Source organism: Pseudonocardia sp. MH-G8 (genome assembly GCF_002262885.1).
Lineage (GTDB): Bacteria > Actinomycetota > Actinomycetes > Mycobacteriales > Pseudonocardiaceae > Pseudonocardia.
Window position 1 is genome coordinate 106,789 of sequence record NZ_NKYF01000027.1, and the last position, 24,839, is coordinate 131,627.

General features: G+C 71.2%; 20 protein-coding genes. 10 read left to right on the forward strand and 10 right to left on the reverse strand.

Annotation, left to right across the window (positions count from 1 at the left end; translation table 11 throughout):
- Positions 1–95: 95 nt before the first annotated feature.
- Complete coding sequence (locus tag CFP66_RS37775) at positions 96–1,706, reverse strand: CdaR family transcriptional regulator (RefSeq protein ID WP_094930164.1); 1,611 nt, start codon at positions 1,704–1,706, stop codon at positions 96–98.
- A gap of 39 nt (positions 1,707–1,745) precedes the next feature.
- Positions 1,746–2,747: a cyclase family protein gene (locus CFP66_RS37780; RefSeq protein WP_233160039.1), complete on the reverse strand. Its 1,002-nt coding sequence runs from the start codon at positions 2,745–2,747 to the stop codon at positions 1,746–1,748.
- 327 nt (positions 2,748–3,074) lie between these two features.
- Between CFP66_RS37780 and CFP66_RS37785 the strand changes: the two genes are divergently transcribed.
- The 3 genes from CFP66_RS37785 (at position 3,075) to CFP66_RS37795 (ending at position 7,053) form a co-directional block, all read left to right on the forward strand.
- Positions 3,075–4,418 (forward strand): MFS transporter, encoded by a 1,344-nt coding sequence (locus tag CFP66_RS37785; protein ID WP_094930165.1) that lies wholly within the window; start codon positions 3,075–3,077, stop codon positions 4,416–4,418.
- 93 nt (positions 4,419–4,511) lie between these two features.
- Positions 4,512–6,008, forward strand: a complete 1,497-nt coding sequence (locus CFP66_RS37790; protein ID WP_094930166.1) for an aldehyde dehydrogenase family protein — start codon at positions 4,512–4,514, stop codon at positions 6,006–6,008.
- 28 nt (positions 6,009–6,036) lie between these two features.
- Entirely contained in the window at positions 6,037–7,053 is a 1,017-nt protein-coding gene (locus CFP66_RS37795; RefSeq protein ID WP_094930167.1) for an amidohydrolase family protein, read from the forward strand.
- A 288-nt stretch (positions 7,054–7,341) separates the two neighbouring features.
- Here the strand turns inward: CFP66_RS37795 and CFP66_RS37800 are convergent, their stop codons facing one another.
- From CFP66_RS37800 to CFP66_RS37835, 8 genes are all read right to left on the reverse strand, one after another.
- Positions 7,342–7,875 carry a GntR family transcriptional regulator gene (locus tag CFP66_RS37800; RefSeq protein WP_198961937.1) on the reverse strand — a complete coding sequence of 178 codons (534 nt, stop codon included), beginning with the start codon at positions 7,873–7,875 and terminating at the stop codon, positions 7,342–7,344.
- A 72-nt stretch (positions 7,876–7,947) separates the two neighbouring features.
- Positions 7,948–9,339, reverse strand: coding sequence for an FAD-dependent oxidoreductase (locus tag CFP66_RS37805; protein WP_094930168.1), 1,392 nt, complete (start codon positions 9,337–9,339; stop codon positions 7,948–7,950).
- 97 nt (positions 9,340–9,436) lie between these two features.
- Positions 9,437–10,498 carry a LacI family DNA-binding transcriptional regulator gene (locus tag CFP66_RS37810; RefSeq protein WP_094930169.1) on the reverse strand — a complete coding sequence of 354 codons (1,062 nt, stop codon included), beginning with the start codon at positions 10,496–10,498 and terminating at the stop codon, positions 9,437–9,439.
- Positions 10,495–11,517 (reverse strand): ABC transporter ATP-binding protein, encoded by a 1,023-nt coding sequence (locus tag CFP66_RS37815; protein ID WP_094930189.1) that lies wholly within the window; start codon positions 11,515–11,517, stop codon positions 10,495–10,497. Before CFP66_RS37815 ends, CFP66_RS37810 begins: the two co-directional genes overlap by 4 nt.
- Complete coding sequence (locus CFP66_RS37820; protein ID WP_233160042.1) at positions 11,510–12,529, reverse strand: ABC transporter ATP-binding protein; 1,020 nt, start codon at positions 12,527–12,529, stop codon at positions 11,510–11,512. Before CFP66_RS37820 ends, CFP66_RS37815 begins: the two co-directional genes overlap by 8 nt.
- Before the next feature lie 25 nt (positions 12,530–12,554).
- Positions 12,555–14,111, reverse strand: a complete 1,557-nt coding sequence (locus tag CFP66_RS37825; protein WP_094930170.1) for an ABC transporter substrate-binding protein — start codon at positions 14,109–14,111, stop codon at positions 12,555–12,557.
- A 59-nt stretch (positions 14,112–14,170) separates the two neighbouring features.
- Positions 14,171–15,064: an ABC transporter permease gene (locus tag CFP66_RS37830; RefSeq protein ID WP_094930171.1), complete on the reverse strand. Its 894-nt coding sequence runs from the start codon at positions 15,062–15,064 to the stop codon at positions 14,171–14,173.
- A 1-nt stretch (position 15,065) separates the two neighbouring features.
- Positions 15,066–15,992 carry an ABC transporter permease gene (locus CFP66_RS37835; RefSeq protein WP_094930172.1) on the reverse strand — a complete coding sequence of 309 codons (927 nt, stop codon included), beginning with the start codon at positions 15,990–15,992 and terminating at the stop codon, positions 15,066–15,068.
- Positions 15,993–16,554: 562 nt separating this feature from the next.
- On the opposite strand from CFP66_RS37835, the gene CFP66_RS37840 reads away from it, so the two are divergent.
- The 7 genes from CFP66_RS37840 to CFP66_RS37870 all read left to right on the forward strand — a co-directional run.
- The gene (locus tag CFP66_RS37840; protein ID WP_198961938.1) at positions 16,555–17,136 is read left to right on the forward strand and encodes a cupin domain-containing protein; all 582 of its coding nucleotides are present in this window, start codon (positions 16,555–16,557) and stop codon (positions 17,134–17,136) included.
- Between the two features lie 109 nt (positions 17,137–17,245).
- Positions 17,246–18,868 (forward strand): ABC transporter substrate-binding protein, encoded by a 1,623-nt coding sequence (locus CFP66_RS37845; RefSeq protein ID WP_158228375.1) that lies wholly within the window; start codon positions 17,246–17,248, stop codon positions 18,866–18,868.
- Positions 18,869–18,879: 11 nt separating this feature from the next.
- On the forward strand, positions 18,880–19,893 hold the full coding sequence (locus CFP66_RS37850) for an ABC transporter permease (RefSeq protein WP_094930175.1): 1,014 nt from the start codon (positions 18,880–18,882) through the stop codon (positions 19,891–19,893).
- On the forward strand, positions 19,890–20,759 hold the full coding sequence (locus CFP66_RS37855; RefSeq protein WP_094930176.1) for an ABC transporter permease: 870 nt from the start codon (positions 19,890–19,892) through the stop codon (positions 20,757–20,759). The genes CFP66_RS37850 and CFP66_RS37855 overlap by 4 nt, the downstream gene beginning before the upstream one ends.
- Positions 20,756–22,420, forward strand: coding sequence for an ABC transporter ATP-binding protein (nikE, locus tag CFP66_RS37860; protein WP_094930177.1), 1,665 nt, complete (start codon positions 20,756–20,758; stop codon positions 22,418–22,420). Before CFP66_RS37855 ends, nikE begins: the two co-directional genes overlap by 4 nt.
- Positions 22,420–24,498 carry a hydantoinase/oxoprolinase family protein gene (locus CFP66_RS37865; protein WP_094930178.1) on the forward strand — a complete coding sequence of 693 codons (2,079 nt, stop codon included), beginning with the start codon at positions 22,420–22,422 and terminating at the stop codon, positions 24,496–24,498. The genes nikE and CFP66_RS37865 overlap by 1 nt, the downstream gene beginning before the upstream one ends.
- Positions 24,495–24,839: hydantoinase B/oxoprolinase family protein (locus CFP66_RS37870; protein WP_143517510.1), on the forward strand; the 345-nt coding region annotated here is incomplete at its 3' end. The genes CFP66_RS37865 and CFP66_RS37870, both read left to right, overlap by 4 nt.

The following is a 24,839-nucleotide window of genomic DNA, read 5'->3' on the forward strand; positions in this document are numbered from 1 at the left end:
TGGTCGGTCCCCAGGACAACAATGCTGGCAGCTGGTGTAAAGCCCGTTCACTCCACGGGAGGTTCAGCCCCACCCGCCGCAGCGAGTCCTCCACATCACCTGGCGACACGGCGGAGCACGAACTGGCAGAACAGCCGCTCGTCGGGATCGTCAAGGTCGAGCCCGGACAGCTCCTCGATGCGCTTCATCCGGTAGCGGAGGGTCGTGTGATGAAGGCCCAGTCGTTCCGCGCTGGCGGCGACGTTCCCGGAATCCCGGAGGTAAGTGGCGAGCGTCGCCAGATAATCGGTGCCTCGACGATCGTCGTGCCGCACGATCCGGTCGAGCTTGTAGTAGTTCAGCGGGTCGAGCTCGTCCGCCGTCTCGCCGAGTGCGTCGAGAACGACGAGGGGGAAGGCGTCGCGGTAGTGCAGGATCCTCTGCACCGGATCCGCGCGCTGCCGTTGCAGAGCGGTCACGGCGTCGCACCGGCTGCGCAGCGTGGCGATCGACGCGGCGTCGGGGAGCGGTCCCGCGACGCTGACCGCGACGTCGACCTGCTGGTGCTGCTGCAGGTAGCCGGCCAGCCTCGTGGCGAGCGCCATGATCTGAGCCCGGTCCCGCTCGCCGTCGAGGGCGATGAGGGTGTACACGGTCGAGGAGACCGCAGCGGTCGCCGTCCGCCACGCGTACGACAGGCAGTACAGATCGACGGACTCGACGATGCGGGTTGTGGTGCGGCCAGCCGCATCGCCGGCGGACGCCCGCAGCGCCAGCAGGGCGAAGCCGTGGCACGACGTCATCTCCAGGTCGTCGAGCTCGTCTCCGAGCGGCCGGCCGGGTTCGAGGAGGCGGCGTAGCTTGCGGTGCTGGTCTGCGCGTCGGTCGCGGGTCTCCTCCTGGTGATGGAGGAAGTGGGGGACGGCGATCCGCGCGGCGCGGTCGAGCCGCTCGACAACGTCGCCGGACAGTGACGTGCTGCCCTCGGCGAGCCACATGATGCCGAGCGGCCGGTTGCCGTCCCAGATGGACTTCAGTAGCCGCCGTCGCGCGTTGAGTGGGCCGTTGGTGATGTCGACCGTCCGGTCCGACGTCAGCAGCGTCTCGAGAGCGCCCTCCCGTTCGAGATGGGCACGCCAGACCTCGGGCATCCGGCCGCCGAGGATCGCGGTGTCACGTCCCGTGTCCACCGCGGCGTCCTTCGTCGAGAACGCCAGCACGCGGAAGTCGACGTCCTCGAGGGTGACGGGCCCGCCGAGCATCTCCCCGAGGGCCTCGGCGAAGCCCTTGAGGTCGCCGCGGGGGATCGTCCCGATCAACTCACCCTCGAGCGGCTCCGTGCGGTGGGTCGCGGCCCGTACGGCGTCGGCCACCTGTAACCAACCGGCCCCGCGTCGGCGCCGGTGGACCGTGAGGCCGCGCTCCACGAGGCCCCCGACCAGCGACGGCGGCGGCTCGGGGGCGTCGAGCACCACCCCGATGCAGCCGCACGCGATCTCCTTGTCGGCGAGGTCCAGGATCTCGTCGGGCCGGGAGACCGGCAGGGTCATCAACACGACCACGCCGTCCTGCTGCGGCGTCGAGGTGTCCGTGGCGTCGGCGATCCGGATGTCGGACACCGCGTGCGCACCGTGTATGCCGGTCGCGACGAGCGACAGCACGCGGGGCTGGCAGAAGTCGGCGAGGCCCCCGACCGTGGGGCGTTCCCGTGGAGGAGTAGCGCTCATCCGGTTGCCTCACGTCCGTCCCCGTGGCAGGCGACGGCTCTACTTGATCGCCTGCGGGTTCGCGGGAGAACCTACCGCGCCGGGCACCGTCAGCGACGGCGGACAGACCAGGAAGAACTCGTAGCGGCCGTCGGCCGCGCAGTCGCGGGCGAGCTCGTCCATGTCCCAGATCTCCCCGACGAACATGCCCATCGACACGATCAGGATCAGGTGCAGCGGCTGGAAGGTCCCGGCGAGCTCGTTCGGGCGAACCTCGAGCCCCCACGTGTCGGAGGCGACGGCCGCCACCTCCCGCTCCGCCAGCCACGGCGTGGCGTCGATCGACAGGCCGGGTGCGTCGCCGGCCGAGTATCCGGCCCAACCCGGTTCCTCGCGCCGTGCCTGCATGTCGCCGGTCCGGATGAGGACAATGTCACCGGTGCCGACCGTGACGCCCAGCTTGTCGGCGGCACCCTCCAGGTCGGCCGCCCGGATCGCGTGGCCCGGTTCGAGGTGGTCGACGCCGAGGTAGGCCGGCATGTCGAGCAGGACGCCCCGCGAGGCAAGCGTGGGAACGTTCTCGATGCCGCCCTTCTCCGCGCCTGAGCTGGACACGGCGGCCGCACTGAACCCGTTGTACATGGATCCGTTGCGGAAGATGTGGGCGAGTGCGTCCCACTGGGTCCCGCCCTGCAGGAAGAGGAACAGGCTGTCGTCTGCGAAGCCCCAGCCGAGCGGGTCCTTCGAGTAGGTCTGCGTCGCCGACACGTGGTCGGTCCCGGTGGCCACCATCTGGTGTACGGGGTTGACCCGGCCGAACGCACCGGTCTGCGGACCGTTCCCGTCGAGCGGGAGCTGGAGGGAGATGCACCGGCCGCTCGCGACGAGCCGGGCGGCTTCGGTGATTTTCTCCCCGGAGATGAAGTTCAAGGTTCCCCGCTGGTCGTCCTCACCCCAGCGCCCCCAGTTCGACAGGCGTTCGTACAGCTCCTCGAACAGCTCGAGGGTCACCTCGCCGGAACCCGTACCGATGACCCGCTCCGACTCGACATTCCGCGTCAACCCAACCGCCTCCGGTGATCAGGGGCGAAGCACGCGCCATCGCCCTGCCGGCGTTCGACCGTAGGGTGACCTTGCCGGCTGGGCTTCCGTCGATCCAAGGAATCGACCTCGCAACATTTCGAGGAACCGATGATGAGTGGCGCACCGGAGCCGCCCTAGCCTGCGACGAGCACCACACCCCCTTCTCGCTCCGCCCCGATCTGCGGAGCCAACCACGGCAGCTCTCCCGTCGTTCCCGCCCGGCGTCGACTGCGCCCGGCGTCCATTCAAGAACCGGATCCTCGCGGACCGGCAACGTCGCCGACGACCCCACCAAGAGGTTCACAGATGACCCCCGGCACACCGCGCTCCGCATCGGAGCGACCACCCGTCACCCGGACACAGTGGCTCACCCTGCTTCTGGCCACCCTGGCATGGTTGCTGGACGGCTTCGACGGCAGCATGTTCGCGCTGATCAACGGGCCGATCATGGCCGACGTACTGGCCGACGGCACGACCGCGCCTGAGGCGGGACAGATCGCACTGTACGGCGGTATCGCGGTCAGCCTGTACCTGTTCGGGTGGGCCGTCGGATCGATCGTCCTCGGCAGCCTCGCCGACTACCTGGGTCGTGTCCGGATCCTCGTCGCCGGCGTGGTGGTCTTCTCGGTGTTCTCCGGGCTCACCGCGTTGTCGACGGAGTTCTGGCACGTCGCCGTGATGCGCCTGCTCGCCGGCATCGGTTCGGGGGTTGCGTACCCGGTCGGCGCCACCCTCATCGCCGAGGTGTGGAACAACAGGTACAAGGCCCGTGCCATCAGCGTGATGGCCTCGGGGTACGCGGCCGGCTACTTCCTCGCTTCCGTCGTCTACTGGCTTATCGGCGACCTGGGGTGGCGGGTGTCGATGCTCAGCACGCTGGCGCCCGTCGTGCTGGTGCTGGCCATCGTCCCGTTCGTCAAGGAGCCGCAGGTGTGGCGCGACGTCCGGGAGGCCCGGCGCCACGGTGCGGACGACACGTCCCGGGACCGGGGACGAGACCGGTTGACGATCGTCCAACTGTTCCGGCCCGACCTGCGGCGCACGACCGTCCTCGCCGCCGTCATCTCCACCGGCGCGCTGGTCGCGTTCTGGTCGATCACGACCTGGGTGCCCCAGATGGTGCGTGGCCTGGACGCGGTGCAGGCGCTCGGTACCGCGGAGGTCACCTCCCAGGTCGCCCTCGCCACCGCGGCCCTCAACCTCGGCGGGTTCCTGGGCTACATGAGCTGGGGGTCGATCGCCGACGCCATCGGCCGGAAGTGGGCGTTCACGCTCAGCATGTCCTGCATGTGGCTCGGCTCGCTCGCGCTGTTCCCGTGGAGCAGTTCCTTCGGCCTGTACCTCGTGCTCCTGCCGGTGATCGGGTTCGGTGTCTTCGGCGCCTTCTCCGGCTGTGCGGTCTGGTTCCCGGAGCTGTTCCCCGCGGCCGTCCGGGCGACGGCGCTGTCGTTCACCAACGGTCTCGGTCGGATGCTGACCTGTGGCGGGCCCCTGTTCGCCAGCGCCATGGCCGTCTCGTGGTTCGGCGGGAGCCTGCAGCTCGCGGTGATGGCGATCGCGAGCGTCGGGCTCGTCGCCTTCATCGGGATCATCGCGCTCCCCGAGACCCGTCCTCGTCGCACGGCGGCTGCCCCCGCTGCCGACACCTGATCGCCGATCCGGCGCCCGCCCGGCCGGACGACGAGCGGATCCGGTCGGAATGCACGGGCTCGTAGACCAGTACACGAAAGGAACGACCAACCCATGGCTGAACGGCTCGGAATGGTGATCGACGGCCGCCGCGTCACCGCGGCGGACGACCGTTGGCTCCCGGTCCGGAACCCGTCGACCGGTCAGGTGCTCGCCGAGGTGGCGGCCGGCTCGGGGCCGGAGATCGACATGGCCGTCGCCGCCGCGGCGGCCGAGGCACGAGACGGTGCATGGTCCCGGTTCTCGCCGATCGAACGCTCGAAGGTGCTCAACCGGATCGCCGACCGCATCGAGGACAGCATCGCGGAGATCAGCGAACTCGAAGCCCGGAACAACGGGCGTCCGGTGGCCGAGACCCGGGCGCAGATCGGTACGGTCCCCGACTTCTTCCGGTACAACGCGGCACTGGCGCTCTCGCTCCGCGGCGAGACCGTGCCGCTCGGCGACGGCTACTTCCAATACCTCCATCACGTCCCGATCGGCGTCGCCGCGGTGATGACGCCCTACAACCACCCGATGCTGATCGCCGCACGCGGTGTCGCGCCCGCGCTGGCGGCCGGCAATGCGGTCGTGCTCAAGCCCTCCGAGCTCACCCCGCTCACGTCGCTGATGCTCGCCGACCTCGCCTTCGACGCCGGCCTTCCCCCAGGCGCTCTCCACGTCGTGAACGGGAACGGACCGGAGGCGGGTGCCGCGCTCGTCGCTCACCCCGGCGTCGCGCGCGTCGAGTTCACCGGCGGCACCGAGACCGGGCGGCGGATCGTCACGACGGTCGCCGAACGCTTCGCCCGGTCCACCGCGGAACTCGGCGGCAAGTCCCCGGTGCTCGTGTTCGAGGACTCCGACCTCGCCGACGCCGCGGCCGGGATCGCCTTCGCCGGGTTCGTCGCCAGCGGTCAGTCGTGCATCGCAGGCGCGCGGATCATCGTGCAGCGGGAACGCGTGGAGGAGCTCACCGCGAGGCTGGTCAAGATCGTCGACGGTATCCGGCTCGGCGACCCGCTGGACCGGGCGACGCAGATGGGTCCCGTGATCTCCGCGGCGGCTCGCGAGCGGATCCTTGCCCACGTCGACCGTGCGGTCGGTGACGGTGCCACGGTGCTCACCGGGGGCAAGGCGGCCAGGATGGACGGCGAGCTGTCCGGCGGGTTCTTCCTGGAGCCCACGGTGCTGGGCGGCGTTACGGAGGACATGGCGATCTGCCAGGACGAGGTGTTCGGGCCGGTCGTCTCCATCGAAGCGTTCGACGACGAGGCCGACGCCGTCCGCAGGGCGAACGCCACGCAGTACGGCCTCGGCGCGGCCGTCTGGACCCGCGACGTCGGCCGTGCGCACCGCGTGTCGCAGGCGGTGCGGGCGGGGATGGTGTGGGTCAACGACCACCACCGGCTCTCACCCGCCATGCCGTGGGGCGGCTTCAAGGACTCCGGTCTCGGCAAGCAGGCCGGAGAGGAGTCGTTCCGCGGATTCCTGGACACGCAGAGCGTGATCATTCGAACGGCACCGGGGGCGCCGCAGTGGTTCACCACCGGCGACGACCGCCTGAACTGACACCGCCTGAACACGAGGAGTACCTCCCATGACCTCGATCGACTCCGCGACGCTGCGTTCGGGCAACGTCGACATCCACGCCCACCTGCTTCCGGCGGAGTGCTACCGGATTCCCACCGCCGACGGGAGCGTCGACGTCGCGGAGATCGAAGGTGAGCTGCACCTCGGCTGTACCCCCATCGCCGTGTCCGGACCCCAGCTGTCCGACGTCTCCCTGCTGTTGCGCGACATGGACGAGCACGACATCGGCGTGCGGGTCGTGTCGGCACCCCCCTACGCGTTCGCAGTGGGTGCCGACGCCGCGCGCGCCGCCGAGTACGCGACGCACACGAACGACCGGTTGCTCGACCTGCTCGCGCCGTACCCGGATCGGCTGCTCCCACTGGGCGTCGTGCCCGTGCAGGATGCGGACGCCGCTGCCGCCGAGATGCAACGGCTGGCGGCGGCAGGCGTCACGGGCATCGCCGTCCCACCGGTCGTCGGCGCTGCGGCGCTCGGCGACCACGAGTTGCGGCACGTGCTGCACTCCGCGGCGGCCGCGGACCTGTGCGTCCTGGTCCACCCGATGCAGCAGCCCCGGCCCGGCTTCACGGCTCACTACCTCCAGAACCTGATCGGGAATCCGGTGGAGACGGCGTCCGCGATCGCCTCGATCGCGCTCGGTGGCCTGTTCGATATCCACCCGGATCTGCGGATCGCTTTCGTTCACGGCGCGGGCGCGGCACCCGCGTTGCTGGGCCGGTGGGACCACGGATGGCGGGAACGCGACGACGTGTCCGCCGACTGCGCCACCGTCCCGAGCGAGGTGGTCCGGTCGCACGTCTACGCCGACTCGCTGACCCACTCCGACGCCGCGGCGGATCTGCTGCAGAGCGTGCTCGACCCGGATCGGCTCCTGCTCGGCTCCGACTACCCGTTCGACATGGCTGACCCGGACCCGGTCGCTTCGGCGAGGTCCCGGGCGTTCGATCTCGACAGGCTGCGGGGCAACGCTCTCCGGTGGCTCGGCCTCACCCGCGAACCCCGGAGCGAGGGCACCACCTGACCACGGGTTCGACGGATTCCACGCCGGTTTCGCGCCTGCCTCGGACTGCCGCAACTCGGACGAACACGACGTCGCTACGCGAGGCGCTGGTGGCACGACGTCGCAGCCCACGAGGAACTGAGTTCACAGGTCGGTTACCTGAAGTGGTCCTCGACGGCGGCGCACGACGGGGAGCAACCTCCCGTGCGCGGAGGTTCCCTTCCGACGTCTCCGTGGGCCAGGGGCACCGGTCGCCCGACTACGGCGACTGTGAGACGGCCCGGACGAAGCTCGACACGTGTTGGATGGCTATCTCCCTAGCGCCGTCCGCGTCGCGGTCCACGGCTCGAGCAGGGGGATGAGCTCGGAGACGTGGCTCGACATCTCCGGCAGTCGGTCGGTCCAGAGGTGCCAGATGCGGATCGTGAGGTTGTAGTAGGGCTCGAGGGTGGTCCCGAGGTACGGGTTGTGCTCAACGTGGTAGATGGAGCGGTGCACGCGGCTGTCGAAGTCGATCTCCTCGATCGTCTCGTGACTGCGCTTCTTCGCCTCCGCGAGGAGCTGCTCGAACAGCGCGCGTTCGCCGCGTGACACACGTCGGGCGGTCTGGTACGCGACCTCGCCCTCGAGGTGGACTCGCACCTCGGTGAGCAGGGTGAGATCGGACAGCGCCACCTGGGTCGCGAAGATCCCCCGTCGCGGGTAGACGGTCACCAGCTGCTCGGCCTCGAGCCGCTTGATCGCTTCGCGTACAGGTGTTCGTCTCATCTGCAGCTTCTTGGCGAGCTGGTCCTCGTTGACGGGGGAGCCCGGCGTGATCTCCGTCGCTCGGCCTCGAATCAACGGACGTCGACGGCACCTGCCGGGTCAACTCACATTCGAGTAGCCCGGCAGGTTGTCGTGCTCAAACGCCCATCATGTTCCGCTGAGCTCGCTGACTTGCTCACCGAGGTAGGCGCCACCGATCAACAGCCTTCTCTGCAGTGCGCCGATGTCGATCTTGCGGGCTGTCACTGCCGCCTCCACCGCGAGCGCCGCGGCTGCGCCGGCCGCTTCGCCCATGGCGAAGGCCGGAGGCATGACCCGGATCGCGGCCATCGCCTCGTGCGACGCGGAGGCGCAACGCCCTGCCACCAGCAGCTGGTCGATGTCGCGGGGGACCAGGCTCCGGTACGGGATCTCGTAGGCGTTTGCGGTGCCCCACTTCTCGTCGGAGCCGCCGCCGCTGCCCGCCGGGTCGTGGATGTCCACCGGGTAGGCGCACATCGCGATGACGTCATCGAAGTGCCGACCGGTCTGGAGGTCCTCGAGGGTGAGCACGTACTCGCCGGTGACGCGGCGGGTCTCCCGGACGCCGACGGTGGCCGCCGTGTCCAGCAGCTCGCATTTCTCGAAACCGGGAAGCTCGGCCCGGAAGAAGTCCAGCAAGCGCAGCGCCTGCTCGCGGCCCTCGATCTCGGCGGCCGTCAGATCTGCGGTGCTCGTGCCGTCCTTCCCGAGTATGCGTGTGGTGTTGATGCGCCAGACCCCTGGTCGGAGGGTCTTGTACATGCCCACGCCCATCCGCGGCGCAGGGAAGCGTCCCGCCTCCCGGGCCGCCGCGACGATGGAGGCGAACGGGCGGAAGTCGTCCGTATGTGCGCGGACGTACCGCTCCACAGCCTCGTCGTCGATTCCGGACACCCGGAAGAACAGGGTCATCGGCTGCACCAGGCCGTCGGAGTCCCGGCCCGAGACCGTGGCGGCCCCAGCCCGGTACGCGACGTCGCCGTCTGCCGAGCAGTCCACCACGACGGTGGCGCGCCGGGCGCGCAGCCCGTCCTTGTCTGCCGTGACCACCCCGCGCACCTGCCCGTCCTCCACGAGGGAGTCGCAGACGAAGGTGTGCAGCGCCAGCTCGACGCCTGCCTCGAGGCACATCCGGAGGGCGACCGTCTTCGCGGCCTCGGGCTCGAACGGGGTGACCTTGTCGTGGCCGTACTCGATGAAACCCGCGTAGGCGTCGGCGGCGGAGGTACGGGATGGGTGCAGGGCCTGGCCCATGTCCTCCATCCGGCGGACGAACTCGTCGAAGACGCCGCGGATGAGCTGGGTCCGTCCGTCGAGGGAGAACGACGTCATGCACGGCCCGACGAGCCCGGCCGTGAGGTTGCCGCCCAGCGAGCCGTAGCGTTCCACCAGCACGGTCCGCGCACCGGCACGGGCTGCGCTCACGGCCGCGGCGATACCGGCTGGTCCTCCGCCCACCACGAGCACGTCGCTTTCGGACGCCGTGTGCAGCTCTGTCGTGTACTGCTGGGTCAGCATTCTGGGCCTTCCGGGTAGGGCTGTCGGGACGTCGGAGCGACGCCGCGGAACGTCGTCGCAGGTCGGGCAGGTTGCTGAGATGGCCGGAGCGCTCGGGTCAACGTGGTGGGCCTGAGGTCACACCCTCCAGCGGCGAGCAGCTGAGCAGCCGCTGTCGTCGTGCAGCGGGCACCGGCGCCCCAGTCACGAGGTCGATCAGGAGCCGTACGGCCTGCCTGCCCATCTCCTGGCGCGGAACGCTGTATCCGGTCAGGACGGGGGCGCCGCACTCGTGGCCTACCTGCTCGCCTGTGAGCGCCAGCGAGAGGTCGTCGGGGAAACGCACCCCGGCGGTGGCCGCGGCGTTCTGCACCGCACGGGCCGCCGCCAGGTCGTCGGTGCCGCCCTCAGCGATCACGGCGGTGCGGCCGTCCTCGAGCCACGCCGTGACGGTCTCGGGCGTGATGTCGGAACCGTCGGTGCGCACGACGACGGCGTCGTCCGCGGCGAGGCCGAGTGCCTCGGCGCCGGTGGCGAAGCCGTGCTGGCGGTCGTCGGAAGCCACGGCGTCGTCGAGCTCGCGGACGTAGACGAAGCGCCGGTGTCCGAGGGTGTGCAGCCGGTGCACCAGCGTGGCGGTCGCCGTCACGTAGTCGGCGCCGACGTAGGGGAGACGAGGACCGAGCTCGTCGTGGCGGCCGACGTAGACCAGCGGGAAGCCGGAGTCCAGCAAGGACTCCACACCCTTCAAGGCGAAGCGGCGCCCGATGAGCAGTGCGCCGTCGGCCATCCGCAGACGGGGGAGCTCCACCGGACCGGCGCCCGGCTCGGCCGCGGAGCCGGTGAACAGCAGGAGGTCGTAGCCCTGGGCGGCCGTCTCCTCTTCCACACCGGCGAGGTAGGGGTAGTAGTTGTTCGACATCCCGAGCGGGAACGTCGCCATGAACGTGTGTACACCGAGCAGCCTGTTGCGGCCGCTGGCGAGGCTGAGCGCGGCGGGGTCCGCGACGTAGCTCAGCTCCTCCGCGGCGGCGAGGACGCGCTCCCGGGTGCTCTCCGCGATCGCGGCGCTCTCGGCCGCTCCGTTGAGCACCAGCGACACCGTGGTCTGGGAGACGCCAGCGAGCCGGGCGATGTCCGACTGGCGGATGCGCCCCCGCCCCGCCCGGTTGCCGCTCATCGGAGCCTGCCCACTCTGGCCTCCGCCAGGACCTTCGGGCCCGGGTCCACAGCGAAGTGGCAGGCGCTCGGGTGGTCGCCGCGGACGACGAGCGTGGGCTCCTCCACGCTGCAACGCTCCTCCGCGCGTGGGCAGCGCGTGCGGAACCGGCATCCGGTGGGCGGATCAGCGGGGGAGGGCAGGTCGCCCTCGAGGGGCAGCACCACGCGCCCCTCGTGCTCCCACGGTCTGACCACGGGTGCGGCGGACAGCAGGGCCTGCGTGTACGGGTGCCGCGGCCGATCGAACACCTCCGCGCGGGTGCCCGTCTCGACGATCCGGCCGAGGTACATCACCGCCACTCGATCGCTGATGTGGCGGATCACGGCGAGGTCGTGGGAGATGAAGAGGTACGCGATGCCGAGGTCGCGCTGCAGCTGGGTGAGGAGGTTGAGAATCTGTCCCTGGATCGATACGTCGAGCGCGGAGACCGCCTCGTCGCAGATGAGCAGCCGTGGTCGCACGGCGAGAGCACGGGCGATGCTGATCCGCTGGCGCTGGCCACCGGAGAACTGGTGGGGGTACCGAGTGGCGGCGGCCGGGTCGAGACCGACCTGGCGCAGTAGCCGGTGCAGCTCCGCCTCGCGGTCCCCCCGCGCCACCAGACCGGGGTGGACCTCCCACGCCTCGGTCACCAGCTCGCCGACCGTCATGCGGGGGTTGAGCGAGGCGAACGGATCCTGGAAGACCATCTGGACGTCACGGCGGAAGGCGCGCCGCTCTGCACCGGCCAGCCGGAGCACGTCGCGGCCACCGAACGTGACGGAGCCTGCCGACGCGCGGTTCAGCCCGACCAGCGTCCGGGCGAGCGTCGACTTGCCGCAGCCGGACTCTCCGACCAGTCCGAGGGTCTCGCCCTCGTGCAGGGCGATGCTGACACCGGCGACGGCCTGGACCTCTCCAGTGGTCCGACGCAGCAGGCCGGACCGGATGGGGAAAGAGGTATGCAGGTCACGCACGTCGAGCAGCGGCTCAGCCAGCCGGCTGGACGGGGACTCCGTCACGCTGCACCTCCTCCGCGTAGTGGCAGGCGCTCAGCCGGTCGGGCCCGACGGGCTGGAGCGGGGGGATCTCCGTTCGGCACCGGTCCGCGGCCAGCGGGCAGCGGGGGTGGAAGGCGCATCCGGTTGGAAGGTCCGCCGGACTGGGCGGGGCACCGGGGATGGGGACGAGCGGGGCGTCGCCCTCGGCTTCTGGTACCGACCGCATGAGGCCCACCGTGTAGGGGTGTGCCGGTCGGTCGTACACCGGCCGGAGCGGGCCGGACTCGATCACCCGTCCGCCGTACATCACGACAACGCGGTCCGCGGCTCCCGCCACCACCCCGAGATCGTGCGAGATCAGGACCAGCCCGACGCCGCGGCTCTGCTGCAGCTCCCGCAGCAACGACATGATCTGTTGCTGGACTGTCACGTCGAGCGCGGTGGTCGGCTCGTCGGCGATGACCAGGTCCGGATCGAGCGCCAGCGCCATGGCGATGACGGCGCGTTGCCTCATCCCGCCCGAGAACTGGTGCGGGTAGTCGTCGACGCGCCGTTCCGCGTCCGGGATGCGTACGAGCCGCATCATGTCGATCGCCTTCGCGCGGGCGGCCCGTCGCGAGAGCCGTCGGCGGCGGCGGGCCGCCTCCCCGATCTGGTCGCCCACGGTCATGACCGGGTTGAGCGCGCTCTGCGGGTCCTGGAACACCATCGCCAACCGTTCGCCGCGAAGCTCCCGGAGCTGCCTCTCGTCCAGCGCGGTCAGGTCTGTTCCGCGGAATCGGACGGAGCCGGAGACGATCCGTCCCGCCGGCCGGGGGAGTAGCCCGAGGACCGCCAGCGACGTGACCGACTTCCCGCTCCCGGACTCGCCCAGCACCGCGAGGGTCTCGCCCTCCCGGAGGGCGAACGACACGTCGTCGACGACGCGCACCGTTCCATCCCGGGTCTGGAACTCCACGCTGAGGCCGTCCACTTCGAGCAGGTGGGCGGGTCGCTCGTCGTGGGGCAGGACGGCGGCGGCACCCGTCGATGGGTCAGACCGCACGGCTCACCGGCCCGAGGTCGGGCGCCTCGTGCGGCGTCGGCTGGAAGCCGGTGACGTCGGTCCTGGTCGCGAAGTTCATGCGCATCTCGATGGGCCAGATGGCGGCGGCGTCGTCCCAGAGGATCCGGCAGGCCCGCCCGTAGAGCTGCTCACGTTCGGCCTGGTCGACCGACCGACGCGCGCCTGTGAGCACGTCGTCCAGCTCGGGGTTGGCGTAGCCGAGCCGGTTCGCCGACGACAGGTACAGGCGTCCGAGGGTGTAGTCCGCGTCGCCCGAGGCGGTGACGTTGGTCTGCAGGTCCATGTCCCAGTCGAGCGCGAGGAGGCGTTCCAGCCACTGGGCCTCCTCCAGCTCCTGCGGGATCACCTCGACGCCAATCTCGCGCCACGCGGAGATGAAGGTCTCCGCCACCTGGCGGACCTGCGGCGCCTGCGTCCGGTTCCAGATCAGGCTGGTGCTGAAGCCGTCGGGCATGCCCGCCTCGGCCAGGAGGTTGCGGGCCAGCTGCGGGTCGTAGGCGTACGGCTCCTGGGCCTGGAACCCGAAGACCGCCGAAGCGATCGGCGCCTGTGCCACCGTGGCGGCCTCGGAGAAGATGTTGTCGGCCAATGACCGCGTGTCGAGCGCGTGCCACATGGCCTTGCGGACGCGCGGGTCGGTGAAGGGGGCCCGGCTGCAGTTGAACCAGTTGAACCAGTGCTGGTAGCTCGGCTCCACGTAGACGCGCAGATCGCTGTTCTGCTGCAGCCGCGCGATCTGGTCGGCCGGCAGCGGCCAGGTGAGCTGGACCTCGCCGGACTCGAGCGCGGTGACCCTCGTGGTCTCCTCGGCGATGCTGCGCAGCACGAGCCGGTTCGAGGCCGGAGCGCCGTTCCAGTACTGGGCGTTGCCCTCCAGCTCGACACGGTCTCCGGGGACGAAGGAGCTGACGCGGAACGCCCCGCTGCCGATGGGGGAGCGGAAGAAGTCGCTCGCCTCGGTCTTGCCCGCGGGTAGCAGCCGCAGTAGCGAGAGGTTGGCCAGAACCGTGCCGAGGGGCTGCTCGGTGCGCAGGACGAGCGTGGTCGGGTTCTCCGCCTGCGCCGACTCGAGGGCCGACCAGAGGCTTGCGAGCGGGGAGTCTGCACCCGCCTGCCGTGTGACGGAGTAGGCGGCGTCCTCGGCGGTGAGCGGTGCGCCGTCGTGAAAGACGACGTCGTCGCGGAGGGTAAAGCGCCAGACCGCCGGTTCGGGATTGTCCCAGCCGGCGGCGACCGACGGCACGAGCTCGCCGTCTCGCCGCTCGACCAGCGTGTCGAACACCTGCTGGCCGAACAGCCGGATCTGCTCCGTTGCTGCGAAGGGGCCGTGCGGGTCGAGGTTGTCGAGCGAGCGCTGGCACGCGACCGTGAGCGCCCCCGCGCCTGCCTGCCCGCCCGCGGCAGAGTCCCCGCCCGACAGCACGGAGCAACCGGTCGCGCCGACGGTGGTGGCGCCCAGGACGGTGAGGCCGGTCCATCGCAGGAAGTCGCGGCGGTGGAGGCCCGGGGCGGGTGGCGGAAGCATGGCGTTCTCCTCGAGAGTGGGGATGTCGGCGGCCGGGAAGCAGCGGCGCCGGTGCGAGGTCAGGAGCGGAGCTTGGGATCCAGCCGGTCACGGAGCTGGTCGCCGAGGATCCCGAGGGAGAGCACGACAAGCGCGAGCACGACCCCGGGGAGGGTCGCGATCCACCACGCCGTGCTCAGGTACTCGCGACCGTTCGCGATCGTGGTGCCCCACGAGGCCGTCGACGGCGGCACGCCGAGGCCCAGGAAGCTGAGCGACGCCTCCGCGACGATCATCAGTCCGACCTGGACGGTCGCGGTGACGATGAACGGAGTGAGGACCGCAGGGAGGATGTAGCGCCGGAGGATTCGAGGGGTGCCGACCCCGAGGACCCGTGCCGAGTCGACGAACTCACGCCCGCGCGTGCCCAACGTCGAACCGCGCACGAGCCTGGCGAAGACGACCCAGCGCAGCACCGCCAGCACGACGATGACGTTGAGCAGGCTCGGACCGAGGACCGCCGCGAGCAGGATCGCGAGCAGGATGCCCGGGAAGGCCAGCTGGATGTCGGCCAGGCGCATGATCACCGTGTCGATGACGCCGCCGAAGTAGCCGGCGACCATCCCGAGCAGCAGTCCGACGCCGCCCCCGATCAGGATCGTCCCGGTCGCGACGAGGAGCGAGACCCGCGCTCCCTGCACCACCTGCGCGAGCAGGTCCCGGCCGACCTGGTCCGTGCCGAACCAGGCGGTTGCCCCGGTGGTCGTGGTCGACAGCGGCGGGAGGAGCCGGTCACCGATGTTCGTGCCCACCCCGTCGTACTGGATGATCAGCGGTCCGAACACCGCGACCAGCAGGTAGAAGACGCTGAAGCAGGCGGCGAGCCAGAACAGCACGCCTCCGCGGAGCCCTGTTCGTGCGGCGGCACCGCGAGCTCCTGTCCGGCTGGCCGGTACGGCTTGGACGTCGACCATGTCAGGCACCTCCGACGCGGATGCGCGGGTCGAGGTAGCCGTAGACGAGGTCGACGGCCAGGTTCAGTAGCGCGTAGCTCACGGCGATGAGGACGACCGCGGCCTGCACGACGGAGTAGTCGCGGTAGGAGATGGAGTCGATGAGGAGCTTGCCGACTCCCGGCCAGGCGAAGACCACCTCGATGATGACCGCCCCGCCCAGGAACACTCCGAGCACGAGGGCCGCCGCGGTGACGACAGGGACGAGGGCGTTGCGCAGCACGTGTCCGTAGAAGACCGCGCGTTCGGCGATGCCTTTCGACCGCGCGGTGCGCACGTAGTCGGCCCCGAGCTCGTCCAGGACGCCTGCTCGAACGAGGCGGGCGAGCCAGCCGACGTAGGGCAGGGCGAGCGCGACCGCGGGCAGAACCAGGCTGCGAAGTGAACCGGCGCCCGACGTCGGGAACAGCCCCAGACCGCCGGCGAAGACGAGGATGAGCATGATGCCGACCCAGAACTGCGGCAGGGACTGCCCCACCATCGACGCGGCCGACACGAGACGGTCGACAGCACCGTTCGGGTGGCGGGCCGCGGCGATGCCGAGTGGGAGGCTCAGCGCCATCACGACGAGCATGGCTGCGATGGCCAGCACCGCGGTTGCCGGCAATGCGGCCAGTACCGCGTCCATCGCGTTCCCGGTGAGCCGGAACGACTCACCGAAGTCGCCCTGACATGCATCGACCAGGTAGCGCACGTACTGGACGGGTACCGAGTCGTCGAGCCCGAGCTCGGTCCTGAGGGCCGCTCGCTGCGTCTCGTCGGAGAACGGACCGAGAATGATCGCCGCCGGATCACCTGGCACCAGACGCACGATCACGAAGGTGATCGTCAGGGCGCCCCATACGACGAATGCCGCCTGGGCGAGCCGGCGAACGAGGAACTCGGTCAACCTTGACCTCCACCTAATACGCATTAGTAGCTGCTGAGCGCTCACTCTCCATCAGCGAGAGGAAAGCTGTCAAGGGCTGCTCGCGCAGTCGCCCGCCGATCGCGCTGCCCGGCTGGGTGGCCCCTGACGACGACGCTCAGGTGGACCTCCCCAGGCCGGTGCCGTGGGCCCGGTTGGCCTGCTGGTCAACAACGCCGCCGTGCGACGGGAGCAACGACGGAGGAAATGCCGTGTCAACAACGGCGTCGCACACGCCGTCATGGTCGTCCTCGTGGAGGCATTCGCCATGGCTCCGGGCGGAGGGCACCGCGAGCGCGCCCAGGGCAGGGGGCGTCGAGGATCGAGTCGGCCCAGAGTGGATCTGCTGATTCGAGCCGTTTAGTGTGACCGAACAGGTCGACATGCGGCGTACATCGGTCCGGATCCGGTGCCTGCGGCGCCGATGTCCCAGCCCGGAGAGCGAGTCGATGCGCCCGAACATCCCGCCCTGCCGCAGCGACATGCGCCGCGGGCTCCGATGAGGCCGCCGGGAAGGGCGCGCGGTGACGAGTCGGCCGAGCCCGTGTCCGGCGGAGCGGATCTGAACGCGGTCGGGCCGCGGTTGCGCCGGCTGCGCCAGGAAGCCGGGATCTCCCTGCGGCAGCTCGCCCAGCGCAGCGGCCTGTCCGTCGGCTTCCTCTCCCAGGTCGAACGCGGGTTGAGCTCGATCGCTCTGACCCGGCTGCACGAGGTGGCTGCCGCGCTCGGCCTGTCGATGGGCGAATTCTTCAGCGACGTGCCGGTCGCCTCGCCACCCGACGACGACGCGGTCGTGTTCACCGTCACCAGGGCCGCCGAGCGTCGTCGGGTCGAGTCCAGCGGGCAGCACTTCGAGTTGTTGTCCGCCCGGGTGCCCGGCCTCGTGCTCGAGCCGATGCTGGTCCACATCCCGCCGGGCGGGCAGCGCGAGCCCGCCGCCGGCCACCGGGGTGAGGAGTTCGCCTACGTGCTCAGCGGCGAGTTGCTCTACGAGGTCGCGGGCAAGGAGTACCGGCTCGGCCCCGGCGACAGCCTCTTCCTGCGTTCGAACACGCCGCACTCGCTCTACAACGACGGAACCGAGACCACCGTCGTGATCTCCGTCGTCACTCCGCGTCACTACTGACGGTCCTGCGATGCAACTTTTTGTTAGGTACTACCGAACAAGGTGTTCAATACAGTAGAACATGTGCATCTGACCAACCGCCGGCGTGGCGCTCCCTTCAGGAGGACTCGTGGCCCGTGCTCACCCTCGTCGCGGTGTCCGTCGGACGGGACTCGGCCTCGTCACCGCGGCCGTCCTCGCCGTGACCGGCTGCGCCGCGAGCGTGCAGGGGGCCGGTGGCGGCGCCCAGGACCAAGCGGCCGACGAGCTGCGGGTCGCGATCACGTCCTACCCGAGCAGCTGGGACCAGGACTTCGTCGCCTTCGACCTGCCGGCCCTGACGCTGTTCAAGAACATCTACCCCTACCTCGTCGACTACGGTGTCACGGCCGTCGACGGCGGCCAGACCCTCGACACCGCGAACATCTTCCCGACCTGGGCGGAGTCCTTCACCAGCGACGACGGGCAGACCTGGACGCTGAGGCTCCGCGAGGGGGCCGCGTTCCCCAACGGGAACCCGCTCACCGCCTCGGACGTGAAGTGGTCCAAGGACCGCGCCCTCGCCGCCAACGCGAACGTCGCCGGTGTCTACCGGCTCATCGGGCTGACCTCGCCCGACCAGATCCGGGTCGTGGACGACCGCACGGTGGTCTTCGAGCAGGACTGGCCGAGTGCGCTGACCGAGCAGGTCCAGGCCATCAGCCTCTTCGTCCACGACGCCGAGACGATGCAGCAGCACGCCACCCCGGACGACCCGTGGGCACAGGAGTGGGCTGCCCAGAACCCGACCGACGGGGGATACTACGTCGTCGCCGAGGCCACGCCCGGCCAGGAGATCGTGCTGCGGGCCAACCCCGCGTACCCGGCCGACAACGCGGCCGAGATCGAGACGATCCGCTTCACCGTCGTGCCCGACACCGCCTCCGCCGCGCTGCTGCTGCGCGAGGGCGACGTGGACGTGGCGATGGGCCTGTCCGCCGCCGAGATCGCCGATCTCGAGGGCGCACCTGGGGTCGAGGTCCTGTCGACGCCCAGCAACGAGCAGGTCTCCCTGCCGATGAACACCACAGCGGCGCCGTTCGACGACGTGCTGGTGCGCCGGGCCGTGGCGAGCGCGCTGCCGTACGAACAGATCATCGCCACGGTCTACGGCGGCGAGGCCCGCCGGCCGCACAGCCTGGTGCCCATCGACATGCCCGGCTACACCGAGGCCGGGTTCCCGTACGAGCAGGACATCGCCGAGGCCACCCGCCTGATGGCAGAGTCGGGGGCCGGGGCGGTGACCGTCGACCTGGCCTATCCCGCCGAGGACCGCGCGTCCGAGCAGATCGCGATCCTCGTGAAGGACGCCCTCGCCCCGATCGGCATCACCGCAACCCCGTTGCCCCTCGACCCCGCGACGATCGGGGAACGCCGTGCCGCCGGCGACCTCGACATGCAGGTCGCGACCGGACAGCAGTGGGTCAACGACGTCGAGTACCTCGTCAACACCACCTTCGCCAGCAACGGCTACCTCAATTACGCCAACTACTCGAGCCCGGAGGTCGACGCCGCGGTCGAGGGGGCGCGCACTATCACCGACGAGTCCGCCCGCGAGGCGATCTGGGCGCAGGTGCAAGCTGCGCTGGCGCGGGACGTCCCGGCGATCCCGCTGGCGCAGCCGAACTTCGCGCTGCCGGTCCGCGACGACGTCGGCGGGTTCGTGCAGCCGGTGGACGGGCTCATCCGATTCAACACCTTCACCCGCGGCTGAGCCGGGCGGCAATGCGACTCGTCCGCTACCTCGCCCTGCGCCTCGCGCTGGTCGTGCCGGTCCTGCTCGGGGTCGTCGTGCTGACCTTCGTGCTCGTCCGGGTGCTGCCAGGCGACCCGGTGCAGGCCTTCGTCAGCCCGAGCAGCACCGCGGAGGACATCGCCGCGATCCGCGCCCGGCTCGGCCTCGACGGGTCGCTCTGGCAGCAGTTCCTCGACTACGCGGGCGGTCTGCTCACCGGCGACCTCGGCACGTCCATCCAGAGCGGGACCCCCGTGGTGGTCGAGCTCGCCACCCGGCTGGCGCCGACCCTCGAGCTCGTCGTCCTCGCCGTCGTGATCGCGCTCGGGGTCTCGCTTGTCCTGGGGATCTGGTCGGCGGCCCGGGTGGGGCGTCCGACCGACCAGATCACCCGGGTCGGCTCGCTGGTCGGGACGGCCCTGCCCGAGTTCTGGCTGGGGCTCGTGCTGATCGTCATCGGGTACCAGATGCTCGGCTGGTTCCCCGGCCCCAGCGGGCGGATCGACCGTGACACGGCGCCGCTGCCGCTCACCGGGGCCGAGGCGCTCGACGCGGTGCTGACGCTCGACATGCCGGCGCTCGGTTCCGCGCTCGCGCACCTCGCGCTCCCGGTGCTGACGATCGCGGTCGGCGTGTCCGCCTCGCTGCTGCGCAGCGTCCGTGCCGCGGCGCTGGAGATCCGGGCCGCCGCGCCGTGGCAGACCGCCACTGCACACGGGCTGCGCGGCCGCACCCTCCTGCACGGCTACCTGCTGCGCGGCACCCTGGCCCGGGTCCCGACGCTCGCCGCGATCGTGCTGGGCAACGTCCTCGGCGGCGTCGTGCTCGTCGAGCAGGTCTTCTCCTGGCAGGGCATGGGGCAGTGGTTGCTGCGCGGCCTGCTGCAGCGCGACTACCCGGTCGTGCAGGCCGGAGTGATGATCATTGCGCTGGTCTACGCACTGGCCTACCTCGTGGCCGACGTCCTCCACGCCGCGCTCGACCCGAGGGTGCGGCTCTCGTGACGGGTCCCGGTCCACTCGGCGTCATCCGGCGCACCACCGCGGCCACCGGGGCCGGTGGACGGCGGACCCTGGTGTGGGCCGGCGCCGGCCTCATCGCCGCCGTCGTGCTGGTCGCGCTCGTCGCGCCGCTGCTGAGTCCGTGGGGCCCGACGCAGATCGACCCTGCGGCCATCCGGCAGGCCCCGGGCGGCGCGCACATGCTCGGCACCGACGCCAACGGCATGGACGTCTGGAGCCGGATCGTGCACGCCGCACGCGTCGACCTGGGTGTCGCCCTCACCGCCGTCGTACTGGCGGTCCTCGGCGGCGCGCTGCTGGGGGTGCTGACCGGCTACACGGGCGGCTGGTTCGACGCGGTCGTGATGCGGCTGCTGGAGATCGTGCAGTCGTTCCCCACCTTCATCCTCGCGCTCGCGGTGGCCGCGATGCTCGGGCCCGGGCTGGTGAACCTGACGGTCGTCGTCGCCGTCGTCTCGATCCCGTCCTACGCCCGGCTGGTGCGCGCCGAGGTCCGAACGGTGCGCGAGCTGGCCTACGTCGACGCCGCCCGCACCTCGGGGATCCCGGCGAGCGCGGTCCTGTGGCGCCACGTCCTGCCCAACAGCCTGACGGCCGTGCGGATCGTCGCGCCCCTGAACGTGGGCTGGGCGATGCTCACGCTGGCGGGTCTGTCCTTCCTCGGTCTCGGCGTGCCCGTGCCCGAGGCCGAGTGGGGAGCGATGATCAGCCAGGGGACCTCGGACGTCGTCGCAGGGCGGCTGTGGACCACCGTGCCGCCGGGCCTCGCGCTCGTCGTGTGCGTGCTGGGGTTCAGCCTGCTCGGTGAAGGGCTGCAGGAGCGGGCGACGAGGCGGACGAGCCGATGACCCACCGCTCCGACGACACCGTGCTGCTCGACGTCCGTGGCCTCGAGGTCACCATCCCCACCCCGGAGGGCGATGTCCAGGCCCTGCGCGGTGTCGACCTCCGGGTGCGGGCCGGCGAGGTGGTCGGCCTGGTGGGGGAGAGCGGCGGCGGGAAGAGCATGCTCGCGCGCGCCGCGATCGCGATGCTCCCGCCCGGCGCACGCACCTGCGGGCAGGTCCGCTTCCGCGGCCGGGACGTCCTCGCGATGGACGAGCGGGAGCTCGCAGCGCACCGCGGCCACGGCGTCGCGATGTGCTTCCAGAACCCGCGTGCCGCGCTGGAGCCGCTGCGGTCGGTCCGCAGGCAGCTCGGTGACCGGCTCGCCGCCCACCGGGACCTGCGCGGCGACGCCGCACTCGCCGCAGGCGAGGAGCTGCTGCGGGCCGTCGGGATCCCCGACGTGGCGCGGGTGCTCGCCGCCCACCCCCATGAGCTCTCCGGCGGCATGGCCCAGCGGGTGATGATCGCGGCCGCGCTCGCGTGCGACCCGGGGCTGGTGCTGGCCGACGAGCCCACCACCGGACTGGACGTCACCCTCACCCGCGACGCCCTGGACCTGCTGCGCCGGCTCGCCGACGGCACTACCGGCGAGATCGGCGAGCAGCGCGGCGTGCTGCTCATCACCCACGACATCGCCGCCGCGGCACGGGTGTGCGACCGGGTCGTCGTGCTGCGCGCGGGTGAGGTGGTGGAGGAGGGGCCGATGGCCGCGGTCGTCGCCGCGCCCGCCCGGGAGTACACGCGGGAGCTGCTCGCCGCCGTGCCGGACATCGACCGGCCCCTGCCTACCCCGGCGCCGCCGCCGGACGCGGAACCCGCCGTCGTGCTGGAGGAGGCGCATGTGCACTACCGCGCCCGCTTCGGCCGGCGTCGCCAGCACGCGCTGCGCGGCGTAGATCTCGCGGTCCGCCCGGGTGAGACCGTGGGCGTGGTCGGGGAGAGCGGCTCCGGGAAGACGACGCTCGCCCGCATGCTGATGGGCCTGGTCCCGCTGGCGGACGGGCGCGCCCGGCTCGGCGCCGTCGACCTCATCCGGCTCGGCCGGACGCAGCGGCGGGCGTTGAGCCGCACCGTCCAGATGGTGTTCCAGGACCCGCTCGGCGCGCTCGATCCCCGACGCTCGGTGCTCGACGCGGTGGCCGAGCCGCTGCTGCCGCTGCGCCTGCCGCCGGCCGAACGGGCCGCGCGGGCCGGCGCCGTGCTGGCGCGCACCGGGCTCGACGCGAGCTTCCTGACCCGCCTGCCGCACCAGCTGTCCGGCGGGCAGGCCCAGCGGGTCGGCATCGCCCGTGCTCTCGTCGCCGAGCCCGATGTGCTCGTGTTCGACGAGCCGACGTCCGCGCTGGACGTGACGGTGCAGGCCACGATCCTCGAGCTGATCCGCGAGCTGGCCGCCGAGGGGGAGCGCGCTCAGCTGTTCGTCTCGCACGACCTCGCGACCGTGCGCTCGTTCTGCGACCGCGTGGTCGTGCTGTACCGCGGCGAGATCGTCGACGCCGGCACCACCGCCGAGGTCTTCACCGCCCCGCGCCACCCCTACACCCGTGCCCTGCTCGACGCCGCTCCCCGCCTCGGTGGCCGGGTCGTGGATGCCGGTAGCCCGGAAGGACGGATTTCGTGATGACTCCCGAGACGGGGCCGGAACGCCCCTACCGGCTCGCCGTCGACATCGGCGGCACGTTCGTCGACGCCATGGAGCTCGACGGGCGGGCCGGGACCGTGCGCTTCCGCAAGGCCTCGACGACACCGACGCAACCGTGGCTGGGCGTGCTCGCGGCGGTAGAGGCACTCGGCACGGACCTCGCGCAGGTCGAGCTGTTCATCCACGGCACGACGCTCGGTCTCAACGCCGTGCTGGAGCGCCGCGGCGGCACCACCGGGATCATCACGAACGCGGGGCTGCGCGACATCTTCCTCATCGGCCGCGGGAACGTGCCCGACGACCGGATGTACGACTTCCAGTACCAGCGCCCGCCCGGGCTCGTGCAGCGCAGGCACACCGCGGGCGTGCGCGGCCGGCTGGACCACCGCGGCCGTAACGTCGAGCCCCTCGACGAGGACGACCTGCGGGCCGCCGCCCGCCGGCTCGTCGAGGACGAGGGCGTCGGCTCGATCGCGATCTGCTTCGTGCACTCCTACCTCGACCCGTCCTCCGAACAGCGGGCCGCCGAGTTGCTGCAGGAGTGGTACCCCCAGGTGACGGTCTCGGTGTCCACCGACATCGCCCGCGAGTACCGGGAGTACGAGCGCACCTCGACGACGGTCCTCGAGGCGTACATCCGGCCGATCTTCGAGCACTACGTCGAAGAGCTCGAGCGCGGCCTGGCGGCCCGCGGGTTCGCCGGCCGCTTCCTCATCATGCGCTCGGGCGGCGGCTCGATGACCTCGGCGGCGGCGCGCCGCTCACCCACGCCCACGGTGCTGTCGGGCCCCGCGGGCGGGATCGTCGGCGGGGCGTACGTCGCGGAGGCGCTGGGCAGGCGCAACGTGCTCACGTTCGACATCGGCGGCACGTCGCTGGACGCCTGCGTGATCGAGGACGGCGCCGCCGTCGTCACCCACGAGGCCGAGCTCGAGCACTACCCGCTGCTCATCCCGACCTACGACATCCGCACCATCGGCGCAGGTGGCGGCTCGATCGCGACGATCGAGCGCGGCCTGCTCAAGGTCGGCCCGCGCAGCGCGGGTGCCGAGCCCGGACCGGTCTGCTACGGCCGCGGCGGCACCGAGCCGACCGTCACCGACGCCTCTGTCGTGCTCGGCTACGTCGACCCGGGCAGCTTCCTCGCCGGCGCGATGCGGCTGCACGACGAGGCGGCCCGGGACGCCGTGTGCTCCCGGCTGGCCGAGCCGCTCGCACTGCCGGTCGAGCAGGCGGCCGCAGGTGTTCTCGACGTGATGCTCGCCCGCACCGTCGGCGCGGTCCGCCAGATCACGGTCGAGCGGGGCCGCGACCCACGGGCGTTCTCACTGCTGGCCTTCGGGGGCGCCGGCCCGCTGATCGCGCCGCTGCTGGCGCGGGAGATGGGCGTCGGGGAGGTGATCGTCCCCTTCGCGCCGTCCGGGTTCTCCGCCTGGGGGATGCTCAGCGCCGACGTCGTCACCGACCACTCCCGGACCCGGATGGAGACTCTCGACGACCCCGATCGTCCCGCCGACCTCGACGGCCTCGCCGCCGAGCTCGGCGAGCTGGCCGCCGCGGGACGGGCGGCGCTGGTCGATCAGGGAGTCGATGGGGACGCGGCCGGCCTGGAGATGCAGCTGGAGCTGCGGTACGTCGGACAGGAGCACGCGTTGACCGTCCCCGTCGAGCTGCCGATCGATCCGAAGGCCGTCGCCGCCGAGTTCCACGCCCAGCACCGCTCGCGGTACGGGCATGCGATGGACAACCGCGTGCAGATCCTCACCAGCCGGGTGCGGGGGACCGGGCGCACAGCCCGTCCGGAGCTGCGCGCGGTGCCGGCCGGCGACGGCGACCCGGCACAGGCGTTCGTGCGCCACCGCGCGGCGTTCGACTTCGGCACCCGTGCGCAGGCCGAGTTCGCGGTGTACGACCGGGCGCTGCTTGAGGCCGGTGACACGTTCGCCGGGCCCGCGCTGGTCGACGAGGGCACCTCGACGACCGTGGTGCACAGCGGCCAGCTGGTCACTGTCGAGGAGCACGGATACCTGCTCGTGACCCCTGAGGAGGCGCGATGACCCCGCGGCAGCCGGACGGCGCGACGGTCGAGGTGGTGCGCTCGTACCTGCTGGCGGCGGCGGAGGAGATGCGCACGACGCTGATCCGAACGGCGTTCAACCCGGTGATCTACGAGGTGCTCGACTTCGGCATCTCGATCTACGACGAGCGGCTGGAGCTGATCGCGGAGGCCCCGGGCCTGACGTTCTTCCTCGGCGCGAACGACTACTCCCTGCGCAAGGGCGTGGAGTACCTCGGCGCCGAGAACCTGCACGCCGGTGACGTGGTCCTTCTGAACTACCCGTACTGGAACGCGGCGCACGCCTACGACGCGACGTTGTTCGCGCCGGTGTTCCTGCCG

What these genes read in the sequence shown, in the direction of transcription:
- CFP66_RS37785 (WP_094930165.1), top strand. Translation starts at nt 3,075, where the DNA reads ATGACCCCCGGCACACCGCGCTCCGCATCGGAGCGACCACCCGTCACC.
- CFP66_RS37790 (WP_094930166.1), top strand. Translation starts at nt 4,512, where the DNA reads ATGGCTGAACGGCTCGGAATGGTGATCGACGGCCGCCGCGTCACCGCG.
- CFP66_RS37805 (WP_094930168.1), bottom strand. Translation starts at nt 9,339, where the DNA reads ATGCTGACCCAGCAGTACACGACAGAGCTGCACACGGCGTCCGAAAGC.
- CFP66_RS37795 (WP_094930167.1), top strand. Translation starts at nt 6,037, where the DNA reads ATGACCTCGATCGACTCCGCGACGCTGCGTTCGGGCAACGTCGACATC.
- CFP66_RS37850 (WP_094930175.1), top strand. Translation starts at nt 18,880, where the DNA reads ATGCGACTCGTCCGCTACCTCGCCCTGCGCCTCGCGCTGGTCGTGCCG.
- nikE (WP_094930177.1), top strand. Translation starts at nt 20,756, where the DNA reads ATGACCCACCGCTCCGACGACACCGTGCTGCTCGACGTCCGTGGCCTC.
- CFP66_RS37825 (WP_094930170.1), bottom strand. Translation starts at nt 14,111, where the DNA reads ATGCTTCCGCCACCCGCCCCGGGCCTCCACCGCCGCGACTTCCTGCGA.
- CFP66_RS37830 (WP_094930171.1), bottom strand. Translation starts at nt 15,064, where the DNA reads ATGGTCGACGTCCAAGCCGTACCGGCCAGCCGGACAGGAGCTCGCGGT.
- CFP66_RS37865 (WP_094930178.1), top strand. Translation starts at nt 22,420, where the DNA reads ATGACTCCCGAGACGGGGCCGGAACGCCCCTACCGGCTCGCCGTCGAC.
- CFP66_RS37775 (WP_094930164.1), bottom strand. Translation starts at nt 1,706, where the DNA reads ATGAGCGCTACTCCTCCACGGGAACGCCCCACGGTCGGGGGCCTCGCC.
- CFP66_RS37810 (WP_094930169.1), bottom strand. Translation starts at nt 10,498, where the DNA reads ATGAGCGGCAACCGGGCGGGGCGGGGGCGCATCCGCCAGTCGGACATC.